Annotated in this window: 14 protein-coding genes and 1 pseudogene; all 15 read right to left on the bottom strand. The window is 46.2% G+C overall.

The window, feature by feature from the left end; translation table 11 throughout:
• Positions 1 to 7 precede the first annotated feature (7 nt).
• Positions 8 to 1,084 carry a DNA polymerase IV gene (gene dinB / locus Q4Q57_RS03855; RefSeq protein WP_311889859.1) on the bottom strand — a complete coding sequence of 359 codons (1,077 nt, stop codon included), beginning with the start codon at positions 1,082 to 1,084 and terminating at the stop codon, positions 8 to 10.
• Between the two features lie 189 nt (positions 1,085 to 1,273).
• Positions 1,274 to 3,278, bottom strand: a pseudogene (locus tag Q4Q57_RS03850) (methyl-accepting chemotaxis protein).
• Between the two features lie 296 nt (positions 3,279 to 3,574).
• Entirely contained in the window at positions 3,575 to 4,042 is a 468-nt protein-coding gene (gene bfr / locus Q4Q57_RS03845) for a bacterioferritin (RefSeq protein WP_006080476.1), read from the bottom strand.
• Between the two features lie 9 nt (positions 4,043 to 4,051).
• Positions 4,052 to 4,525 (bottom strand): bacterioferritin, encoded by a 474-nt coding sequence (gene bfr, locus Q4Q57_RS03840; protein WP_106651431.1) that lies wholly within the window; start codon positions 4,523 to 4,525, stop codon positions 4,052 to 4,054.
• Positions 4,526 to 4,786: 261 nt separating this feature from the next.
• Complete coding sequence (gene nqrM / locus Q4Q57_RS03835; RefSeq protein ID WP_063884096.1) at positions 4,787 to 5,011, bottom strand: (Na+)-NQR maturation NqrM; 225 nt, start codon at positions 5,009 to 5,011, stop codon at positions 4,787 to 4,789.
• Between the two features lie 11 nt (positions 5,012 to 5,022).
• Entirely contained in the window at positions 5,023 to 6,069 is a 1,047-nt protein-coding gene (locus Q4Q57_RS03830) for an FAD:protein FMN transferase (protein WP_311889855.1), read from the bottom strand.
• A 98-nt stretch (positions 6,070 to 6,167) separates the two neighbouring features.
• Positions 6,168 to 7,424 carry an NADH:ubiquinone reductase (Na(+)-transporting) subunit F gene (nqrF, locus tag Q4Q57_RS03825; RefSeq protein ID WP_006083934.1) on the bottom strand — a complete coding sequence of 419 codons (1,257 nt, stop codon included), beginning with the start codon at positions 7,422 to 7,424 and terminating at the stop codon, positions 6,168 to 6,170.
• Between the two features lie 46 nt (positions 7,425 to 7,470).
• Positions 7,471 to 8,079, bottom strand: a complete 609-nt coding sequence (gene nqrE, locus Q4Q57_RS03820) for an NADH:ubiquinone reductase (Na(+)-transporting) subunit E (protein ID WP_006080469.1) — start codon at positions 8,077 to 8,079, stop codon at positions 7,471 to 7,473.
• Between the two features lie 5 nt (positions 8,080 to 8,084).
• Positions 8,085 to 8,717 (bottom strand): NADH:ubiquinone reductase (Na(+)-transporting) subunit D, encoded by a 633-nt coding sequence (locus tag Q4Q57_RS03815; RefSeq protein ID WP_006080467.1) that lies wholly within the window; start codon positions 8,715 to 8,717, stop codon positions 8,085 to 8,087.
• On the bottom strand, positions 8,717 to 9,505 hold the full coding sequence (locus tag Q4Q57_RS03810) for a Na(+)-translocating NADH-quinone reductase subunit C (RefSeq protein ID WP_220590973.1): 789 nt from the start codon (positions 9,503 to 9,505) through the stop codon (positions 8,717 to 8,719). Before Q4Q57_RS03810 ends, Q4Q57_RS03815 begins: the two co-directional genes overlap by 1 nt.
• Positions 9,498 to 10,697: an NADH:ubiquinone reductase (Na(+)-transporting) subunit B gene (locus tag Q4Q57_RS03805; protein ID WP_311889845.1), complete on the bottom strand. Its 1,200-nt coding sequence runs from the start codon at positions 10,695 to 10,697 to the stop codon at positions 9,498 to 9,500. The genes Q4Q57_RS03810 and Q4Q57_RS03805 overlap by 8 nt, the downstream gene beginning before the upstream one ends.
• Positions 10,697 to 12,031 carry a Na(+)-translocating NADH-quinone reductase subunit A gene (locus tag Q4Q57_RS03800; protein WP_006083937.1) on the bottom strand — a complete coding sequence of 445 codons (1,335 nt, stop codon included), beginning with the start codon at positions 12,029 to 12,031 and terminating at the stop codon, positions 10,697 to 10,699. Before Q4Q57_RS03800 ends, Q4Q57_RS03805 begins: the two co-directional genes overlap by 1 nt.
• Positions 12,032 to 12,432: 401 nt before the next feature.
• Complete coding sequence (locus Q4Q57_RS03795) at positions 12,433 to 14,487, bottom strand: TonB-dependent receptor domain-containing protein (protein ID WP_311889843.1); 2,055 nt, start codon at positions 14,485 to 14,487, stop codon at positions 12,433 to 12,435.
• 166 nt (positions 14,488 to 14,653) lie between these two features.
• Positions 14,654 to 15,163, bottom strand: coding sequence for an S-ribosylhomocysteine lyase (gene luxS, locus Q4Q57_RS03790; protein WP_006080460.1), 510 nt, complete (start codon positions 15,161 to 15,163; stop codon positions 14,654 to 14,656).
• Between the two features lie 168 nt (positions 15,164 to 15,331).
• Positions 15,332 to 16,450, bottom strand: a complete 1,119-nt coding sequence (locus Q4Q57_RS03785; RefSeq protein WP_311889840.1) for a TRAP transporter substrate-binding protein — start codon at positions 16,448 to 16,450, stop codon at positions 15,332 to 15,334.
• Between the last annotated feature and the right edge of the window lie 66 nt (positions 16,451 to 16,516).

The following is a 16,516-nucleotide window of genomic DNA, read 5'->3' as shown; positions in this document are numbered from 1 at the left end:
TAAACGCCTAGAGCGCTAAATCAAGCTGAGTCTGGGCATTTGGGATTTCGGGCACTGCGAGGATAGAATCGGCGAGGCCGATCGAAATACCCAATAGTCGAATGCCGCGGCCCTCTTGCCTTTCCATTGCCTGTGCGAGTAGATCATAAAACATCACAATCGAGACTTCATCGCTGCGATGCTCAATAGTGGTTTGCTTGAAATCATTAAACTTGAGTTTGACTACTTGCTTGTGAATTTTGCGCTCTTTAGCGCTGCGGCTCAAACGTAGGGCTAATTCTTGGATCAACCCCGGCATCACTTGCTGGCACTGCTCTAGACTATAAATATCCTTCGCCAGCGTAGTTTCAACACCGACTGATTTACGCTCCCTATCGGCGGAAATGCCCCGCTCATCAATTCCTTGGGAACGCTCAATCAAGACACCACCAAACTTGCCGAATCGCGCCAATAACTCAGGTTTAGAATAGGCTTGCACATCACCACAGGTATTGAGACCAAGCGAGGAGAGCTTTTCGGCGGTGACTTTGCCGACACCGGGAATTTTACGCAGCGATAAGGTTTTAACAAAATCAGGGAGTGTCTCTGGGGTAATCACATATTGGCCGTTTGGCTTATTCAAATCCGAGGCAACTTTAGCCAAAAACTTCACCGGTGCTATGCCTGCCGAAGCGGTTAACCCAGTTTCGGCTAAGATATCGCGGCGAATGGCCTGCGCAATCAAGGTCGCCGAGCCCTTATATTGTTGGCACTCACTCACGTCTAAATAGGCTTCATCTAAAGAAAGCGGCTCAATCAATGGGGTATAGCGGGAGAAAATTTCACGAATTTGCAGCGACACCTCTTTATAAACCTGCATCCGCCCAGGAACCAAAATGAGATCGGGACACAACTTAAAGGCATAAGCGGTCGCCATCGCCGAACGCACACCGAATTTACGTGCCTCGTAACTGCAAGTGCTGATAACACCACGACGATCGCTGCTACCGCCCACAGCTAAAGGCTTGCCACGGTATTCGGGAAAGTCGCGCATTTCCACTGCCGCAAAATAGCAGTCCATATCGATGTGAATAATTTTTCGCACGTTGAATTCCTCCAACGCCAAAATACTGTATATAAAAACAGTAATCAAGTGTTCATCATCAATTTAGCGGGGATCTGGCGGGAAACCTAAAATTAAAAGGAGCCTAAGCTCCTTTTGTGAGTGCACTATGAGTAATGCCGTGATTGAGCTGATGGTCAGTGAGCGAATAGTTCACTGACCAACTCAGGCTTAAATCTTAAATTGGCCGATATTACGAGTAAGTGCGCGGGTCATATCCTCAAAGCCTTGCAAGCTTTGCGACAAGTCCTGACTCGAAAGCAAAGACTGATCCGACAACCCCCGCACATTATCGACATTGAGCGCCACTTCCTCGGCCGCCACGGCTTGCTGATCGATTGCTACGGTTATTTCAACCGTTTGCTGTTGGATTGACATAATCGCCGTCGCAATATCATTCAGTGCCGCTTCGACCTGAGTCGTTAGCTCTTGCCCCGCTTTCGCTTGCTCAACGCCCGATTCCATCACTTGCTCAGCCTGCAATGCGCTTTGTTGCAAGGTTTGGATAATGCCTTGAATGTTGGCGGTAGAATCTTGGGTACGCGATGCCAACGTGCGCACTTCGTCTGCCACCACAGCAAAGCCACGGCCTTGCTCACCCGCACGCGCCGCTTCAATCGCCGCATTCAATGCCAATAGATTAGTTTGCTCAGCAATGTTACGGATCACGCTCAAGACTTCACCGATTTGCTCTGAGCTATTGCGTAAGTGTTTAATCACTTTCGCCGCGGCGATCACTTGCTGTGACAGCGCTTTCATCCCTTCGGTCGCACGGGAAACAATCTGTGTACCATCGTGGGCTTGAGTTTGCGCCTTCTGGGCAAAAATCATTCGCCCGTTGTGCACTGACAGCCATTTCTTGACTGGTTTGCGCCATTTGCGTTGCGGCGGTAGCCACCGAATCTATCTGCTGCTTTTGCGATGAGACCGACGACACGGCTAAGTCGCAGATCTGCCGCGCATCAATAACGCCCGTGCCAACCTCTTGGGTTAAGCTGCGCGTATCCAACAACATATGCTGCACTTTCTCGGCGAAGCGATTAAAGGCATCGCCAAGTTTGCCTAACTCGTCTTCTCGATCCATCAGAATACGTTTTGATAAATCACTGTCACCTTCGGCGATATCTTCCATCGCATCCAATAACTTAGCTAACTGGCGTCTAAAGGGCAGCAACATCAACCATACCGTCACGCCCATTAGCAGCATGATACCTATGGCGACCATACTGGCATTCCAGAACGCGGCGGTCACTGGTGCTTCAATCACTTCGTGGGGCAACATAAAGGCTAAGTGCCACTTTTGTTTGGGATAATCGCCGCCCACAGTCACAAAGCTCACCCGTTGGGGCACGCCATTAAAAGTAACATTAGCAAACCCTTGCGCTTCCCTTTGCATCTGTTGTCGTAATGCAGAAAATCCTGATGTGTCCTTAAACTGAGTATCCACTTGATTCGCCAAAGAACCCGGCGGGAAACGTTCTGAAAAACCAGGGAAATACACCAACTTGCCTTCGTCTGTCATCAGGAAAGCTTGGCCAAAATCACGGTATTTAATCGGTGCCAGCAGGGATTTACCAATGGTATCAATCAAGATATCCATGCCGCCAATGCCAATCAGCTCACCATTCGCCGCATAAACGGGGGTTTTAACCGTGGCAGAAATTGAACCATCGTTCGCATCGACCGCAGGATCGCCAACAAACAAGCCACGCTGGTCAATCGCCTCCTGCCACCAAGGTCGTTTGTTGGTGTAGTAATCTGGGTCGCCATCGAAGCGGCCATTAAGGTCAAAGTACTCGAAGGTATTGGCCGAGCCAAAAAACACCGACTTAACATCGCTATCGCGATCGGAGAAAGACTTAAAGTAACCAATAATGTCTTGATACTGGCGATCAGCCGCGAGATGACTGCCACGGGCGTGATACTGAGTAAACCATTTGACTAAACCCGGCTCGGCAAATACTGAATGGATCACTTGGCCCTTAGCAATAAAGTAGCCGCTGATCTCATTGGCTTTTAAGGCAACTAACGCCGAAATATCCGCATCGACTTGCTTTCGCGTGTTATCACTTTCTTTTGTCACCAACAAAGCGGCGACTAAGGTAAGCAGTAGAGCAAGCGCACCAACGATAGTAACCACTAACTGCAAACTTAGAGAACGTTTCATATATCCCATCAATCTTCCCGTCTGGCTGGCCAACAAGTTAACAATATGGCTCGCAAAAATAGTTTTACACGGTAACAATTTTTACCTGTTAACAATAGATGAAATCGCCATAAAAAACGTAAATAAGTATTTGTAAAGAAAGGACATTAGCTTTATAACAGGATTCGCTAAATTTAAGATATTTTGCAGAGGATGAGTTTGTAGAGGCAAAGTTTTACAGTCAGATAGACTATATAGGGATTCAAAAAATAGGAAGCGGTAGAAATAGGATCAGCGAGACACTCCCGCTGATCTCGATTTAGTGATTACATCTTAGTTTGTAGGTAGTTTTGTAGCCCAACACGGTCGATCAGCCCGAGTTGTTTTTCGAGCCAATACATGTGGTCAGACTCAGTATCATCGAGTAACACTTCGAGGATCTCGCGGGTTTGGTAATCTTGCTTCTGCTCGCACAGGGCAATCACTTGGCGCAAATCATCTGCGACCTTGTACTCGTAGGCGAGATCATTACGCAGCATCTCTTCCACATCTTTACCTATGTTCAACGCCTCACGGGCGGCAACATTAGGCGTTCCTTCGAGGAATAAAATACGCTGTACTAATTTGGCTGCATGGGCTTTTTCATCATCAGACTCATGGGCGATGCGCTCATAGAGTTCATTCAAGCCCCAATCTTCGTACATATGGGCATGGACAAAATATTGATCCATTGCCGAGAGTTCTCCCGTTAGGAGTCGATTTAACGCATCGATGACGTCTTTATCGCCTTTCATATCTTGCTCCTATTGGTCGCTAATTTGCGATTGTAGATAATTTTGAATCCCGGTTAGCGTAATGAGCTCTTGCTGCGACTCGAGCCAATCTAAATGCTCTTCCTCGTCTTCAAGGATGTCTTCCAGCAGATCGCGGCTCACATAGTCTTGCTCGGCTTCACACAGGTTAATGGCATCACGCAGCAATGTCAGTTGCTCTTGCACCATGGCCAGATCGCAGTCGAGCATTTCTTGGCTATGTTCACCAATGCGAAGTTTCTCGAGTTGCTGCAAATTTGGCAGACCTTCCAAAAACAGCACGCGCTCGATGAGCTTATCGGCGTGCTTCATATCTTGGATGGATTTTTTGTATTCGACGTGATTGAGTTTCTCTAAGCCCCAATGTTTAAACATGCGGGCATGGAGGAAATATTGATTGATGGCGGTCAACTCACAGGTAAGCACCCGATTCAGTTGCCCAACCACTTTAGGATGACCTTTCATAAGTTACTATCCTTGGTAAGCGTGAAAAAGATTGATCTAAATCAAGCTTCTAGCCTAGTACAATTTACCCATCAACTCAAATTATCTTTATATTTCACAAACTTAATGATGAAAAGCATTCTCATTCCTGCTTAGATTAACGCGCTATCTCCCTCATAACCCAAGGATAAATTTAATTGGATGGTATAGCTTGATAAGTTTCATGCAAAAAAATAGCCTCCAGATAGGAGGCTATTGTCGAAACAGACGATTGAGAGAATATTAAATAATACGGTCTTTGGTTAACTTCTCACGGCGCGCTTCTTCAGCGGCCATACGACGTTTACGTTTGTCACAAGGGTCATCACAATCACACGCTTTTTCAATCCCTAGAACACCTAAACCGCCACAGCTTCCCTCGACGGCTTTGCGCTTGATGAGATAACCTATCGACATCAGCAAAAAGAACAGTAATAAAACTACAAATGCCGCGATAAAAGTGCTCATGTTAACTCCAACTACTTAAGGAAAGGCTTGAAGGCGTCACTGTAATAGACTTTAAATCCTTCGCCTTGCTTTTCAATTAGCATTATCGCCAAGTGTTCCTTCTTGGCAAGCTCCAATGATGCTTCTGTACCTAAAACCATCATAGCCGTCGCAAAACCATCGGCAGTCATGCAATTCTGATGCAATACGGTCACAGATGCTAGCTTATGATTGATTGGCAAACCAGTACGTGGATCAATTATATGGGTAAAACGTTGGCCGTCTTCCTCATAATAATTACGATAATCGCCCGAGGTCGCCATCGCCATAGTCCCTGGTGAGATAACCTGCTGTACGGCTTCAGAACCGTCATCGGTTGGTTGCTCTATGGCTACGCGCCAAGAGCTACCATCGCCTTTAGCACCTTTAATGCTGAGCTCACCACCAATTTCAACTAAATACCCAGTCGCGTGGTATTTATCAAGAATAGAAGCCACTTTATCAACCCCAAACCCTTTGGCAATCGACGATAGGTCTACGTATAAATGCGCGTTATGCTTACTTAAACGATGACCTTCTATCGAAAGTTCACTAATACCGGTTTTGGCTTTCGCCGCATCGATATCGGCCTGAGTCGGAACTTTCGTTGGGCGCTTATCAGGACCAAATCCCCACAGGTTAACTAAAGGACCTAAGGTAATATCAAGTGCCTTATCCGTCACTTGATATAAGCGTATTCCCTCTTGCACCACTTTGATGGTATCCGCTGAAACTTCAACGCTTTGCTCCAATGGCAATTGGTTGAAACGGGATAATTCTGAATTTGGGCGATACGTCGACATCTGGTCATTGACTAGCTCAAGGGCTAAATCAATTTCCGCTTGAAGTAATTGCGCCGTCGGCATCTGCTCATTCGGCACGACTTTAATGTGATAAGTCGTCCCCATAGTGCTGCCCGCTAATGAAATGACCTCGTTCTGCTTTGAGCAGGCTGAAACAAAAAAGGCCAGCCCTACGAGGACTAGCCAGTTAAATGAATGCTTTAATACTGAGATATTGATCTTTAAGGTCTGAAACATAGTGACCTACTACTCTTATTTGGGCCCTTAAATGCAAAAGTTGCAGATGAGAGATTATCCTCAACATCTGCAACTTTTCTATCTAGGACTAATGAACATTAGCCGCCGAAGTCATCCAACAAGATGTTTTCGTCTTCGACACCAAGATTTTTCAACATGCCAATTACGGCAGCGTTCATCATTGGAGGTCCACACATGTAGAACTCACAATCTTCTGGTGCATCATGGTTTTTCAGATAGTTTTCATACAATACGTTATGAATAAAACCTGTGTAACCATCCCAGTTATCCTCTGGTTGAGGATCTGAAAGTGCCACATGCCATACGAAGTTATCATTCTCAGCCGCAAGGCCGTCGAAATCTTCTACGTAGAACATTTCACGTTTAGAACGTGCACCGTACCAGAAGCTCATCTTACGTTTAGAGTGAAGACGCTTCAGTTGGTCGAAGATATGTGAACGCATTGGCGCCATACCCGCACCACCGCCAATAAACACCATTTCTGCATCGGTATCTTTCGCGAAGAATTCACCGAATGGGCCAGAAATTGTCACTTTATCGCCAGCTTTTAAGCTCCAAATATAAGATGACATCTTACCGCAAGGCAGAGTCAGGTTACGTGGTGGAGGCGTAGCAATACGCACGTTCAGCATGATAATACCGAACTCTTCTGGGTAGTTAGCCATTGAGTATGCACGGATAGTTTCTTCATCAACCTTAGATTCAAGATTGAAGAAACCGAAGTGTTCCCAGTCGCCACGGTATTGTGCAGGTACATCGAAATCTGCATATTTAACATGGTGAGCAGGTGCTTCGATTTGAATATAACCGCCAGCACGGAATGGTACAGATTCGCCATCAGGGATTTGCAGCTTCAGTTCTTTAATGAAAGTGGCTTTGTTATCGTTAGAGATAACTTCACATTCCCATTTCTTGATACCGAAGATTTCTTCGTCAAGCTCGATTTCCATATCGTTCTTAACGTTAACCTGACAAGAAAGACGACAACCTTTACGGGCATCACCTTTGCTGATGTGGTCAAGTTCCGTGGGCAGAATATCGCCGCCGCCAGACTTAATCACCACGCGGCATTGGCCACATGAGCCACCGCCACCACACGCACTCGATACGAAGATACCGCTGTTAGCCAAAACGCCTAACAACTTACCGCCCGCACCGGTTGTAATCGCTTTTTCAGGATCGTCATTAATGCCGATCGTGATGTCACCACTAGCCACTAACTTAGACTTAGCGAATAAAATCACTAATACCAAGATGAGGACAATAGCAGTAAACATACTCACACCGAGGTAAACCTCGAGCGGAGTAGATTTAAAAATACCAAGAATATCCATTAACTTATCCTTAGAAGGTCCAATTCAAGAAGCCGTTATGTGTCTCTTACAGAGACACACCAGAAAACGACATGAAACCTAAGGCCATCAAACCAGCGGTGATAAAGGTAATCCCTAAACCACGTAGGCCGTTAGGCACGTCGGCATACTTCAGCTTCTCACGGATACCGGCCATCAATACGATAGCTAATGCCCAACCCACTCCTGAGCCGAAACCAAACACCACACTCTCGCCTAACTTGTAGTCACGCTCAACCATGAATGATACCGCACCAAAAATCGCGCAGTTCACTGTGATCAAAGGTAAGAAAATACCTAATGCGTTGTACAAAGGTGGAAAGTACTTGTCCAGTGCCATTTCCAGAATTTGAACCAAAGCCGCAATCACACCGATAAAGGTAATGAATTTCAAGAAGCTTAAGTCAGCTTCAGGTGCGCCAGCCCAAGCAAGTGCACCAGGAGCTAGCAGCCCTTGATATATAACTTGGTTTGCTGGGACAGAGATAGTTAACACTACAACTACCGCAATCCCTAGGCCCATGGCTGTAGTGACTTTCTTAGACACAGCCAAGAAAGTACACATACCTAGGAAGAAGGCCAGTGCCATGTTTTCAATGAAAACAGAGCGAATTAACAGGCTAATATAATGTTCCATCGCACTTACCCTTTTGCTTCAACTTGCTCTGGCTTATAGGTACGAATAATCCAAATCAAAACACCGATCAGGAAGAACGCACTCGGAGGCAGTAGTAGCAGACCGTTTGGTTGGTACCAGCCGCCATCAGAGATCTTGTGCAGGATTTCAACACCGAACAGAGAACCGTTACCAAACAGTTCACGTACGAAGCCAACAGCTAACAGAATTGCACCGTAACCTAAACCGTTACCGATACCATCCATAAAGCTCATCATTGGCGGTGTTTTCATCGCGTAAGCTTCGGCACGACCCATTACGATACAGTTCGTAATAATCAGACCGACGAATACCGACAGCTGCTTAGAGATCTGATAAGCATAAGCCTGCAGCAATTGGTCAACCACGATTACCAAAGAGGCAATAATGGTCATCTGTACGATAATACGCACACTGCTTGGAATATGATTACGGATCATTGAGATAAACAGGTTCGAAAACGCGGTTACCGCAGTTAACGCCAACGCCATTACCAGTGCAGTTTCGAGCTTGCTCGTTACCGCTAATGCACTACATACACCAAGTACTTGTAAAGCAATCGGGTTGTTGTTGACTATAGGTCCGGTCAGAACCTGTTTCAGTTCTTTAGCGTCAGACATTAGTTGAGACCTCCATTGCGTGCTTTTTCAATGAAACTCGCAAAACCTTCTTTCCCTAACCAGAATGTCAGTGAATGTTGCACACCATTACTCGTTAAGGTTGCGCCAGATAATGCGTCTACACCGTATTCAGTGCTAGCAACAGCTGGGTTTTTAGTTACGCTGATAGCAATGTTACCTTGCTCATCAAATAACTTTTTGCCATGCCATTTCGCTTTCCACTGAGCATTTTGCACTTCGCCACCTAAGCCCGGCGTTTCGCCTTGCTCATAGTAGACTAAGCTTTGCACTGTGTTTAGATCAGCATCCATAGCAAGGAAGGCATACATAGTAGACCAAAGGCCATAACCATGGATTGGCAGGATCACACTCGTTAATTTGCCTTGTTCATCACGAACAAGATAAACCACAGCGTTATCCGCTACACGTTTCACTGAAGCAATGTCGTTCTCAGGTACAAATGAGGTTTTCACATCACGAGACGCTTTACGTTGATCAAAAGTGTCAGCATTAACACCATCAACCCAAGCACCCGTTTTTAAATCGACCAATTTAGCTTCGATGTGTTTGCCGTAAGTATCCAGAATTTGCGCTTTGGTGACCTTGCCAGCTTTAGTATCGATAAGACCAGCGGCTTCCAGAATGTACTTTTGCTTATCGAGCAGTTTATTTTCTGCTTGAGTCGGTCTCAGTAACACTGCTGCAGTAGACACAAATATCGCACAAATCAGACATAGGCCAACGACGATAAATAAGGTTCTGCCGAACGAATCTTTATTACTAGCCACGGGCAATCCTCCGCTTGATATTTGCCTGAACCACGAAGTGGTCGAACAATGGCGCGAACAAGTTAGCAAACAGAATTGCCAACATCATGCCTTCAGGGAATGCAGGGTTAATCACGCGGATAAACACAGCCATTGCACCGATCAAGATACCGTATGCCCATTTAGCTTGGTTAGTGAATGACGCTGACACAGGGTCTGTCGCCATAAACATCATGCCAAACGCAAAACCACCTAACACTAAGTGCCAGTACCAAGGCATTGCAAACATTGGGTTAGTGTCGCTACCGACAAAGTTAAGCAGAGTAGAAATGGCAATCATACCGACCATTACACCGCCAACAATGCGCCATGAAGCGATACGGGTGTAGATGATGACCAAACCACCTAACAGAATCGCTAATGTAGACACTTCACCAACAGAACCAGGAATGAATCCGAAGAACGAATCCCACCAGTTTTGGTTAATTGCATAATCTAATGTGCCCGCTGCTGCTTGGCTCAGTGCAGTCGCACCTGAGTAGCCGTCAGCCACAACCCATGAGGTATCACCCGACATGTTCAACGGATAAGCGAAGAACAGGAAGGCACGACCCGCTAGCGCTGGGTTTAAGAAGTTACGCCCTGTACCACCGAACACTTCTTTCGCCACGACCACACCGAAGGTGATACCCAGCGCCACCATCCATAATGGGATAGTTGCTGGCAGCGTTAAAGCGAACAGGATAGAGGTAACGAAGAAACCTTCGTTGACTTCATGACCGCGGATAGAGGCAAACAGCACTTCCCAGATACCACCGACGGCAAAGGTCACCGCGTAGATAGGTAGGAAGAAACAGGCGCCATACCACATTAGCGCAGGCCAGCCAGAGTTTGCCGTCAGTTCGGTACCGAACATGCTGAACAAGCTCATTTGCCATACGTCAGGGGTAGCAAAACCAGCCACTAAAGCTAATTGAGCTTGTAAACCTACGTTATACATACCCACGAACATCGCTGGGAAAGCACAAGCCCAAACCGTAATCATCATACGTTTTAGGTCGAGGTTATCGCGAACGTGGGTTTTGCCCTTGTTCACTTTACCTGGGGTATAAAAAATCGTGTATGCCGCTTCGAATAGGGCATAAAACTTTTCGTATTTACCGCCTTTTTCAAAGTCGGGTTCAATACGTTCGAAAAAATCTTTCAAGCTCATTAGCCTTCCCTCTCGATCGTATCTAAACAGTCACGCAGATATGAACCGTAGTCATACTTGCCTGGACATACGAACGTACACAGTGCGAGATCTTCTTCATCTAACTCTAACGCGCCTAAAGTGGCAGCACCGTCAAAGTCACCTGAAATCAAGTCACGCAACAACATAGTAGGAAGAATGTCCAATGGCATTACACGCTCATAGTTACCAATTGGCACCATAGCACGGTCTGAACCACCTGTACTGGTCGTCATACTGAACAGACGAGAAGGAGCAAGATGTCCTAAGAATGCACGAGTGATAGAATATTTGTCTGAGCCTGGTAATACCCAGCCTAAAAATTCTTTCTCTGTACCTTCTTCTAACAGACTTACTTGAACATGGTAACGACCTAAATACCCTTGTGGGCCAACGGCTGTACGACCATTCAGAACAGAGCCTGAAATCAGACGAACATTACCATCTAAGGCTTCACCTGCGGTTAATTCAGTCATACTCGCGCCCACAACAGTGCGTACGAGTCTTGGCTTAGCCGCTTTAGGGCCTGCGATCGCAATAACACGTTCGGTATTGAGTTCACCCGTCGTAAATAGCTGACCAATTGCTATTACATCTTGGTAACCAATATGCCAAACGGTACGTTTTGCAGAGGCAGACAATAAGAAGTGAATATGAGTACCGACTAATCCTGCAGGGTGCACACCAGCAAATTCTTCAACTTGGGCGTTTGCGGCAGGAATATCAGCGCCAGGCGCTTTACAAAGGTAAACTTTACCGTCAGTAAGTCTTGCTAAGACCTTAAGACCATTAGCAAAATCTTCTTTATGCTCACGGATCACCACAACGGGATCAGCGGCAAGAGGTTGAGTATCTATTGCGGTTACAAAAATACCAGCAGCAGAAGAGTCTACAGCAGGAACTTTGCTAAAAGGACGAGTACGCAATGCAGTCCATAAACCTGATTCGATCAGATTGTCACGGACTAACTGCGAGTCGAGCGTATCGAGTGCAGTGGCATCATATTTAGCAAAGGCAACGCTTTCGTTTCCTTCCACTGCAATGACAACAGACTGCAGAACACGCTGGGCGCCCCGGTTAATGTCTAATATAGTACCACTGGCTAAAGCCGTATATTTAACGCCTAAATTCTTCTTATCTTCAAAAAGAACCTGGCCTTTTTGTACTTTATCGCCCACTTTGATTTTCATCGTTGGACGTAAGCCAATATACTCTTCACCCAAAGTAGCTACATGTTTAATGGCTGGGCCATTATGGATAACTTGCTCTGGTCCGCCTGCTATAGGCAGTTCCAATCCTTTCTTAATTGTAATCATATCCACAAGCACTACGTTTGAAGGAAAGACAATGCGCCGCGTTCCTGCTAAATACTTAGGTTTTAAACAAAACCTACTGCATTGAGCTAGCGCAGATTTATCACAGAAATGCGATCGCAATCACGCTGGTCGCGCGCATTTTACCCCAATTGACTTGGCATCGCCACGAAAATTATAGGTGATTTCAAACCTAAAAAATGGATTGAAAAGAATCATGCGCTACAGCGTTCGCCTTCCGACCTAGTGACGGATCAGAAAGAGAGAATATTACGGCCACTGGGTACTATAGCATTAATAATTAAAGATTTAATTTAGCAAAAAGTCGAAACATCCACTAAACACGGCTTAAATCGATCTTATTTGTTTCAATTGATTTAAATTCAAACGAAATAAAGTTCAACTTAAAAGCGCCATTGATAACCTAAATAGCTAATACGTCCATTTTCCGATCGAATTCCGCTATTTGATGCTGTCGTGACTAATGTCTCATCTAAGAGGTTTTCTATCCGAAAATAAATCTCATGGTGACGGTTAAAATGATAATTCGCCGCTAAATCTACCCGCCATTGTGCAGCGACAGGCTGTAATTCGGCGCCAAATTGGCCCATTTCCCGCTCCGATTGATAAAAGACATTCGCGTTCAGTTCATATTCGGCATATTTCATCCCTGCACTCAACTGCAGTTGCTGCTCAGGTAACCAGGCCACCCTATCGCCAGCCACGACGCAGCCTTGGATTTCGTTGCAGCTATTGGTTTGATACTCAGCATTCGAATACTGATAATTCACAGCTAAAGGCAACTGCACACTGCCCAGATCCCACTGATAGCCAAGATTCAGCTCAACCCCTTTGGTCTGCACATCCACGACATTACCTTGAACCCACAAACGGCTGTCGGCGCATTGGGTATAAGCATCGCAATTGACATGTAGGTTATCAAAATCTTGAACGTAGGTTTTAATATCAGCACTAAAATGCTCGCTAGCATATTGGGCGCTGACTTGATATTGCAGCGACACTTGCGCTTCTTGCTCAAGATTCCCCGCACTCGCGGCGGTCCAGGAGCGTCGAATATCTGCACTCAAGCGCCAATCTCCAGCATGATATAAAACGCCAAGCTGTGGCATCCAATCGCTATCAGAAAAATCCACAGCTTCGAGTCCGGCGTAGGCTAGATTGACCTCGCGATTGACGTCCACTTTTTCATAGGCAAGCGCGAGTTTGAGCTGCAATCCGTCCCAATTAAACAAGGAATCAATGGCCGAGGTGAATGCGGTCGCATCATCGGTATAAGCCAACAGCGCATCGGGCGCATCACTCATTAGACTCAAGTCCTGCTGCCATAGACTTTGCTGTTCACCAAGGTGCATCTCAGCTTTATCCGTATGGTAACGGGCACTCAAACTAATTTGATGGGCGCCATATTGATTCACGGACTCAGTTTGTACCCCAAAGGAGCTAAAATCGTTGTCTTGTTGTAACGAAGCGACCGCGACGCCATCGACTGTCGGCTGCCGTTCAAATGCGGCCAGCGCTGCTAAACTCTGGGTATCGAGCATTTGCCCATCAAATTGATTGAGTTGATTTAATTGCTGCGAATAGGATTGATAGTAAAAGTCAGTGATAACCTTATGCCCACCACTAAGCGCAACTTGGTGCGATAGTTGATACTTATGGTGTCGCCCTTGATGCTTATCTGCCGCCGTGGCCGAATACAAACTCATCGGGTCTTGTTGCCAATCGGCCTGCGTTAAGCCGAGTTGGGAGCGATAGCTATCATCATCGAGGAACTGGTAGGTAAACTCAGTCACCTGTGGACTTCTGGCGCCGAGTAAACTCGCAGCGTTGATTTTAAATAAGATATCAGTGGTTTGACGGTCAGTATCTTGGCCATTGAGCAAGTGCTCGGCGCCGCTACCATCGCTGTAGTTAACCGCGAGTATCATGCCGTATTCTTTTTGCTTCACGCCCCAATTCACATCGACACTGTAGTCAGCATCCGTATTGCCTTCGAGCGTTACCTTACTGTTTTCCGCTTGCTCGGCTACAGGTAAGGTTTGATAACTCACCACCCCAAACGCCCCTTGCCCACCGACAGCCATATTCGCCATTGGCGTGACAGTGACACTCTGTTGTTGCAGCAGATTGGGTAATAGTTGTAATTGCGGTGCAGAATAAGGCGCAGGTGAGAAATACACTCTATCTTGCAATACGGCCACGCCTTGACTCGCGCTGCGCATACTAATGCTTGCTGGATTTCCGTTAAGATCCGCAGGTAAAACCGTCAAAGCCGTTAACTGGCCTAAGGCTAAACTGTCAGCAGTGGAGTGGAATGTGTCATTGAGCTGATTCAGTTCAAGCATTTGACTGTGGAAATCATCGGCGAACGTTGTGTTAGAACAGGCAAGAGATACAGAAATTGCACAGAGTGATACTGTGAAGTAACGACTAGGCATACCAAGCTCCCAAAAATTTTGTTAGCGTACGGTGTTTTTTGTTATTAACTTGTAAAATAGCTGAATTTGTTTGAAAAAAAAAGCGACTCTCGTCGCTTTCTCTCATTAACTTCAGGAAACTGAATTTACTGGCTAAGCACTCTTATACAAGTAAGAGTGCAAACCGTTACAGATTACCTAGAATTTCGTCGCTTAATTTCAAATCATCATTGCGATTCACACTCACGCCAGCCGCAATAATATTACGGGCGATATCTTGTGCCTGCTCTAACGAATGCATCTCATACGTACCGCATTGGTATTCGTTCAGCTCAGGGATTTCAGACTGCTCAACCACTTTCAGCACATCTTCCATCGCAGCTAACCACGCATCGGCCACTTGGCGTTCAGTCGGCTCTCCAATCAAACTCATATAAAAGCCGGTACGACATCCCATTGGCGAAATATCGATGATCTCAACATTGCTACCATTTAAATGGTCACGCATAAAGCCAGCGAATAAATGCTCCAGAGTGTGAATACCACGCTCACTGAGAATATCTTTATTCGGTGCGCAAAAACGTAGATCGAATACCGTAATCGCATCGCCCTTTGGCGTGCTCATATGCTTAGCAACACGAACCGCTGGGGCATTCATTCGAGTATGATCGACGGTAAAACTATCAAGTAATGGCATAGGGATCTCCAAATTCTCAGGGCGACATCAACGCCACTGTAACTGTCTATTTATGGCTTGCAAGCATAACACCAAATGAATTACGCCGATAACAAGATAATTTAAGATGAAATCATCTCATATAAATCAGCGATTAATGTGACAGTCAGTGCTAAAAACACCCCGCATTTAGTGTTGACGCTGCTGGCTGTAAGCATCCTCAGATATTTTATGATACTGGCGTACACCTTGCTCGTAGGCGTGATAGGCGGCGTACACTTTGCGCATCAAAGGATCTTGATTGGCTTGTTCTTCAATCACTTGCTTAGAGATTTTCTCAAGTTCCAACAACACTTTCGGTGGAAATGCTTTAAGCACTACCCCTTCATCATTCACTAAGGTTTCAAGGGCCGTCACATTGCGGGTAGTGTATTCATCGAGCATATCTTGGTTAATCGCTCTCGCCGCGACTCTGACTATGGCTTGTAAATCTTGAGGTAAACTCTCGAAGGCAGTTTTATTAATCAAAAATTCCATATTGGAACCCGGCTCATGCCAACCTGGGTAATAGTAATACTTCGCCACTTTATGTAGACCAAAAGCAAGGTCGTTCAATGGCCCCACCCACTCTGCCGCATCAATCGAGCCCGTTTGCAGGGCACCATAGAGTTCACGCCCCGCCATATTCACAGGTATAGCGCCAACACGCTTTAAGACTTCGCCGCCCAAGCCCGGCATGCGGATCTTCAATCCCTTAAAGTCAGCAATGGTATTGATGGGTTTATTGAACCAGCCGCCCATTTGCATGCCCGTATTGCCACCCGCGAGGGGAATGATGCCAAAGGGGCGATACACTTCTTCCCACAATGCCATGCCACCGCCGTAGTGAAGCCAGCCGTTCATTTCTTGCGCTGTCATACCAAAGGGAATCGATGAAAAAAACTGCGCAGCGGGCGCCTTACCTTTCCAGTAATAAGAAGCGGCATGGGCCATTTGAATTTTTCCCTGACTCACGCCATCAAAGATGGCAAACGCTGGCATCAATTCCCCCGCGCCAAAAACCTGAATTTTTAACCGACCGTTAGACATGTCATCGACTAAATGCGCAAAACGCTCAGGTGCCATACCTAAACCGGGGAAGTTTTTGGGCCAAGAGGTTGCAAGGCGCCATTCAATTGCGGGGATAGCTTGAGGATCATCCGTTGCGGCATGGGAAACGGCTACGTTTTGCGCATCACTGGCTACGGGGTTACAACCGCTCAGCCCCATCAGCAGCATTAAGACGAGCACACTCCCAAACTTACGCATTTTAATACTCTCCCTGAAATAAAACGAACCCATAGTGCCAATAGACGTGAACATGCACTCAGGACA

The sequence above is a fragment of the Shewanella sp. SP2S2-6 genome, assembly GCF_031931965.1.
Classification (GTDB): Bacteria; Pseudomonadota; Gammaproteobacteria; order Enterobacterales; family Shewanellaceae; genus Shewanella; species Shewanella baltica.
Note: the sequence above shows the minus strand (reverse complement) of the source record. Positions and strands in the feature narration are given on the sequence as shown.

What these genes read in the sequence shown, in the direction of transcription:
- bfr (WP_006080476.1), bottom strand. Translation starts at nt 4,042, where the DNA reads ATGAAAGGCGATAAAGACGTCATCGATGCGTTAAATCGACTCCTAACG.
- bfr (WP_106651431.1), bottom strand. Translation starts at nt 4,525, where the DNA reads ATGAAAGGTCATCCTAAAGTGGTTGGGCAACTGAATCGGGTGCTTACC.
- nqrM (WP_063884096.1), bottom strand. Translation starts at nt 5,011, where the DNA reads ATGAGCACTTTTATCGCGGCATTTGTAGTTTTATTACTGTTCTTTTTG.
- Q4Q57_RS03830 (WP_311889855.1), bottom strand. Translation starts at nt 6,069, where the DNA reads ATGTTTCAGACCTTAAAGATCAATATCTCAGTATTAAAGCATTCATTT.
- nqrF (WP_006083934.1), bottom strand. Translation starts at nt 7,424, where the DNA reads ATGGATATTCTTGGTATTTTTAAATCTACTCCGCTCGAGGTTTACCTC.
- nqrE (WP_006080469.1), bottom strand. Translation starts at nt 8,079, where the DNA reads ATGGAACATTATATTAGCCTGTTAATTCGCTCTGTTTTCATTGAAAAC.
- Q4Q57_RS03815 (WP_006080467.1), bottom strand. Translation starts at nt 8,717, where the DNA reads ATGTCTGACGCTAAAGAACTGAAACAGGTTCTGACCGGACCTATAGTC.
- Q4Q57_RS03805 (WP_311889845.1), bottom strand. Translation starts at nt 10,697, where the DNA reads ATGAGCTTGAAAGATTTTTTCGAACGTATTGAACCCGACTTTGAAAAA.
- Q4Q57_RS03800 (WP_006083937.1), bottom strand. Translation starts at nt 12,031, where the DNA reads ATGATTACAATTAAGAAAGGATTGGAACTGCCTATAGCAGGCGGACCA.
- Q4Q57_RS03795 (WP_311889843.1), bottom strand. Translation starts at nt 14,487, where the DNA reads ATGCCTAGTCGTTACTTCACAGTATCACTCTGTGCAATTTCTGTATCT.
- luxS (WP_006080460.1), bottom strand. Translation starts at nt 15,163, where the DNA reads ATGCCATTACTTGATAGTTTTACCGTCGATCATACTCGAATGAATGCC.
- Q4Q57_RS03785 (WP_311889840.1), bottom strand. Translation starts at nt 16,450, where the DNA reads ATGCGTAAGTTTGGGAGTGTGCTCGTCTTAATGCTGCTGATGGGGCTG.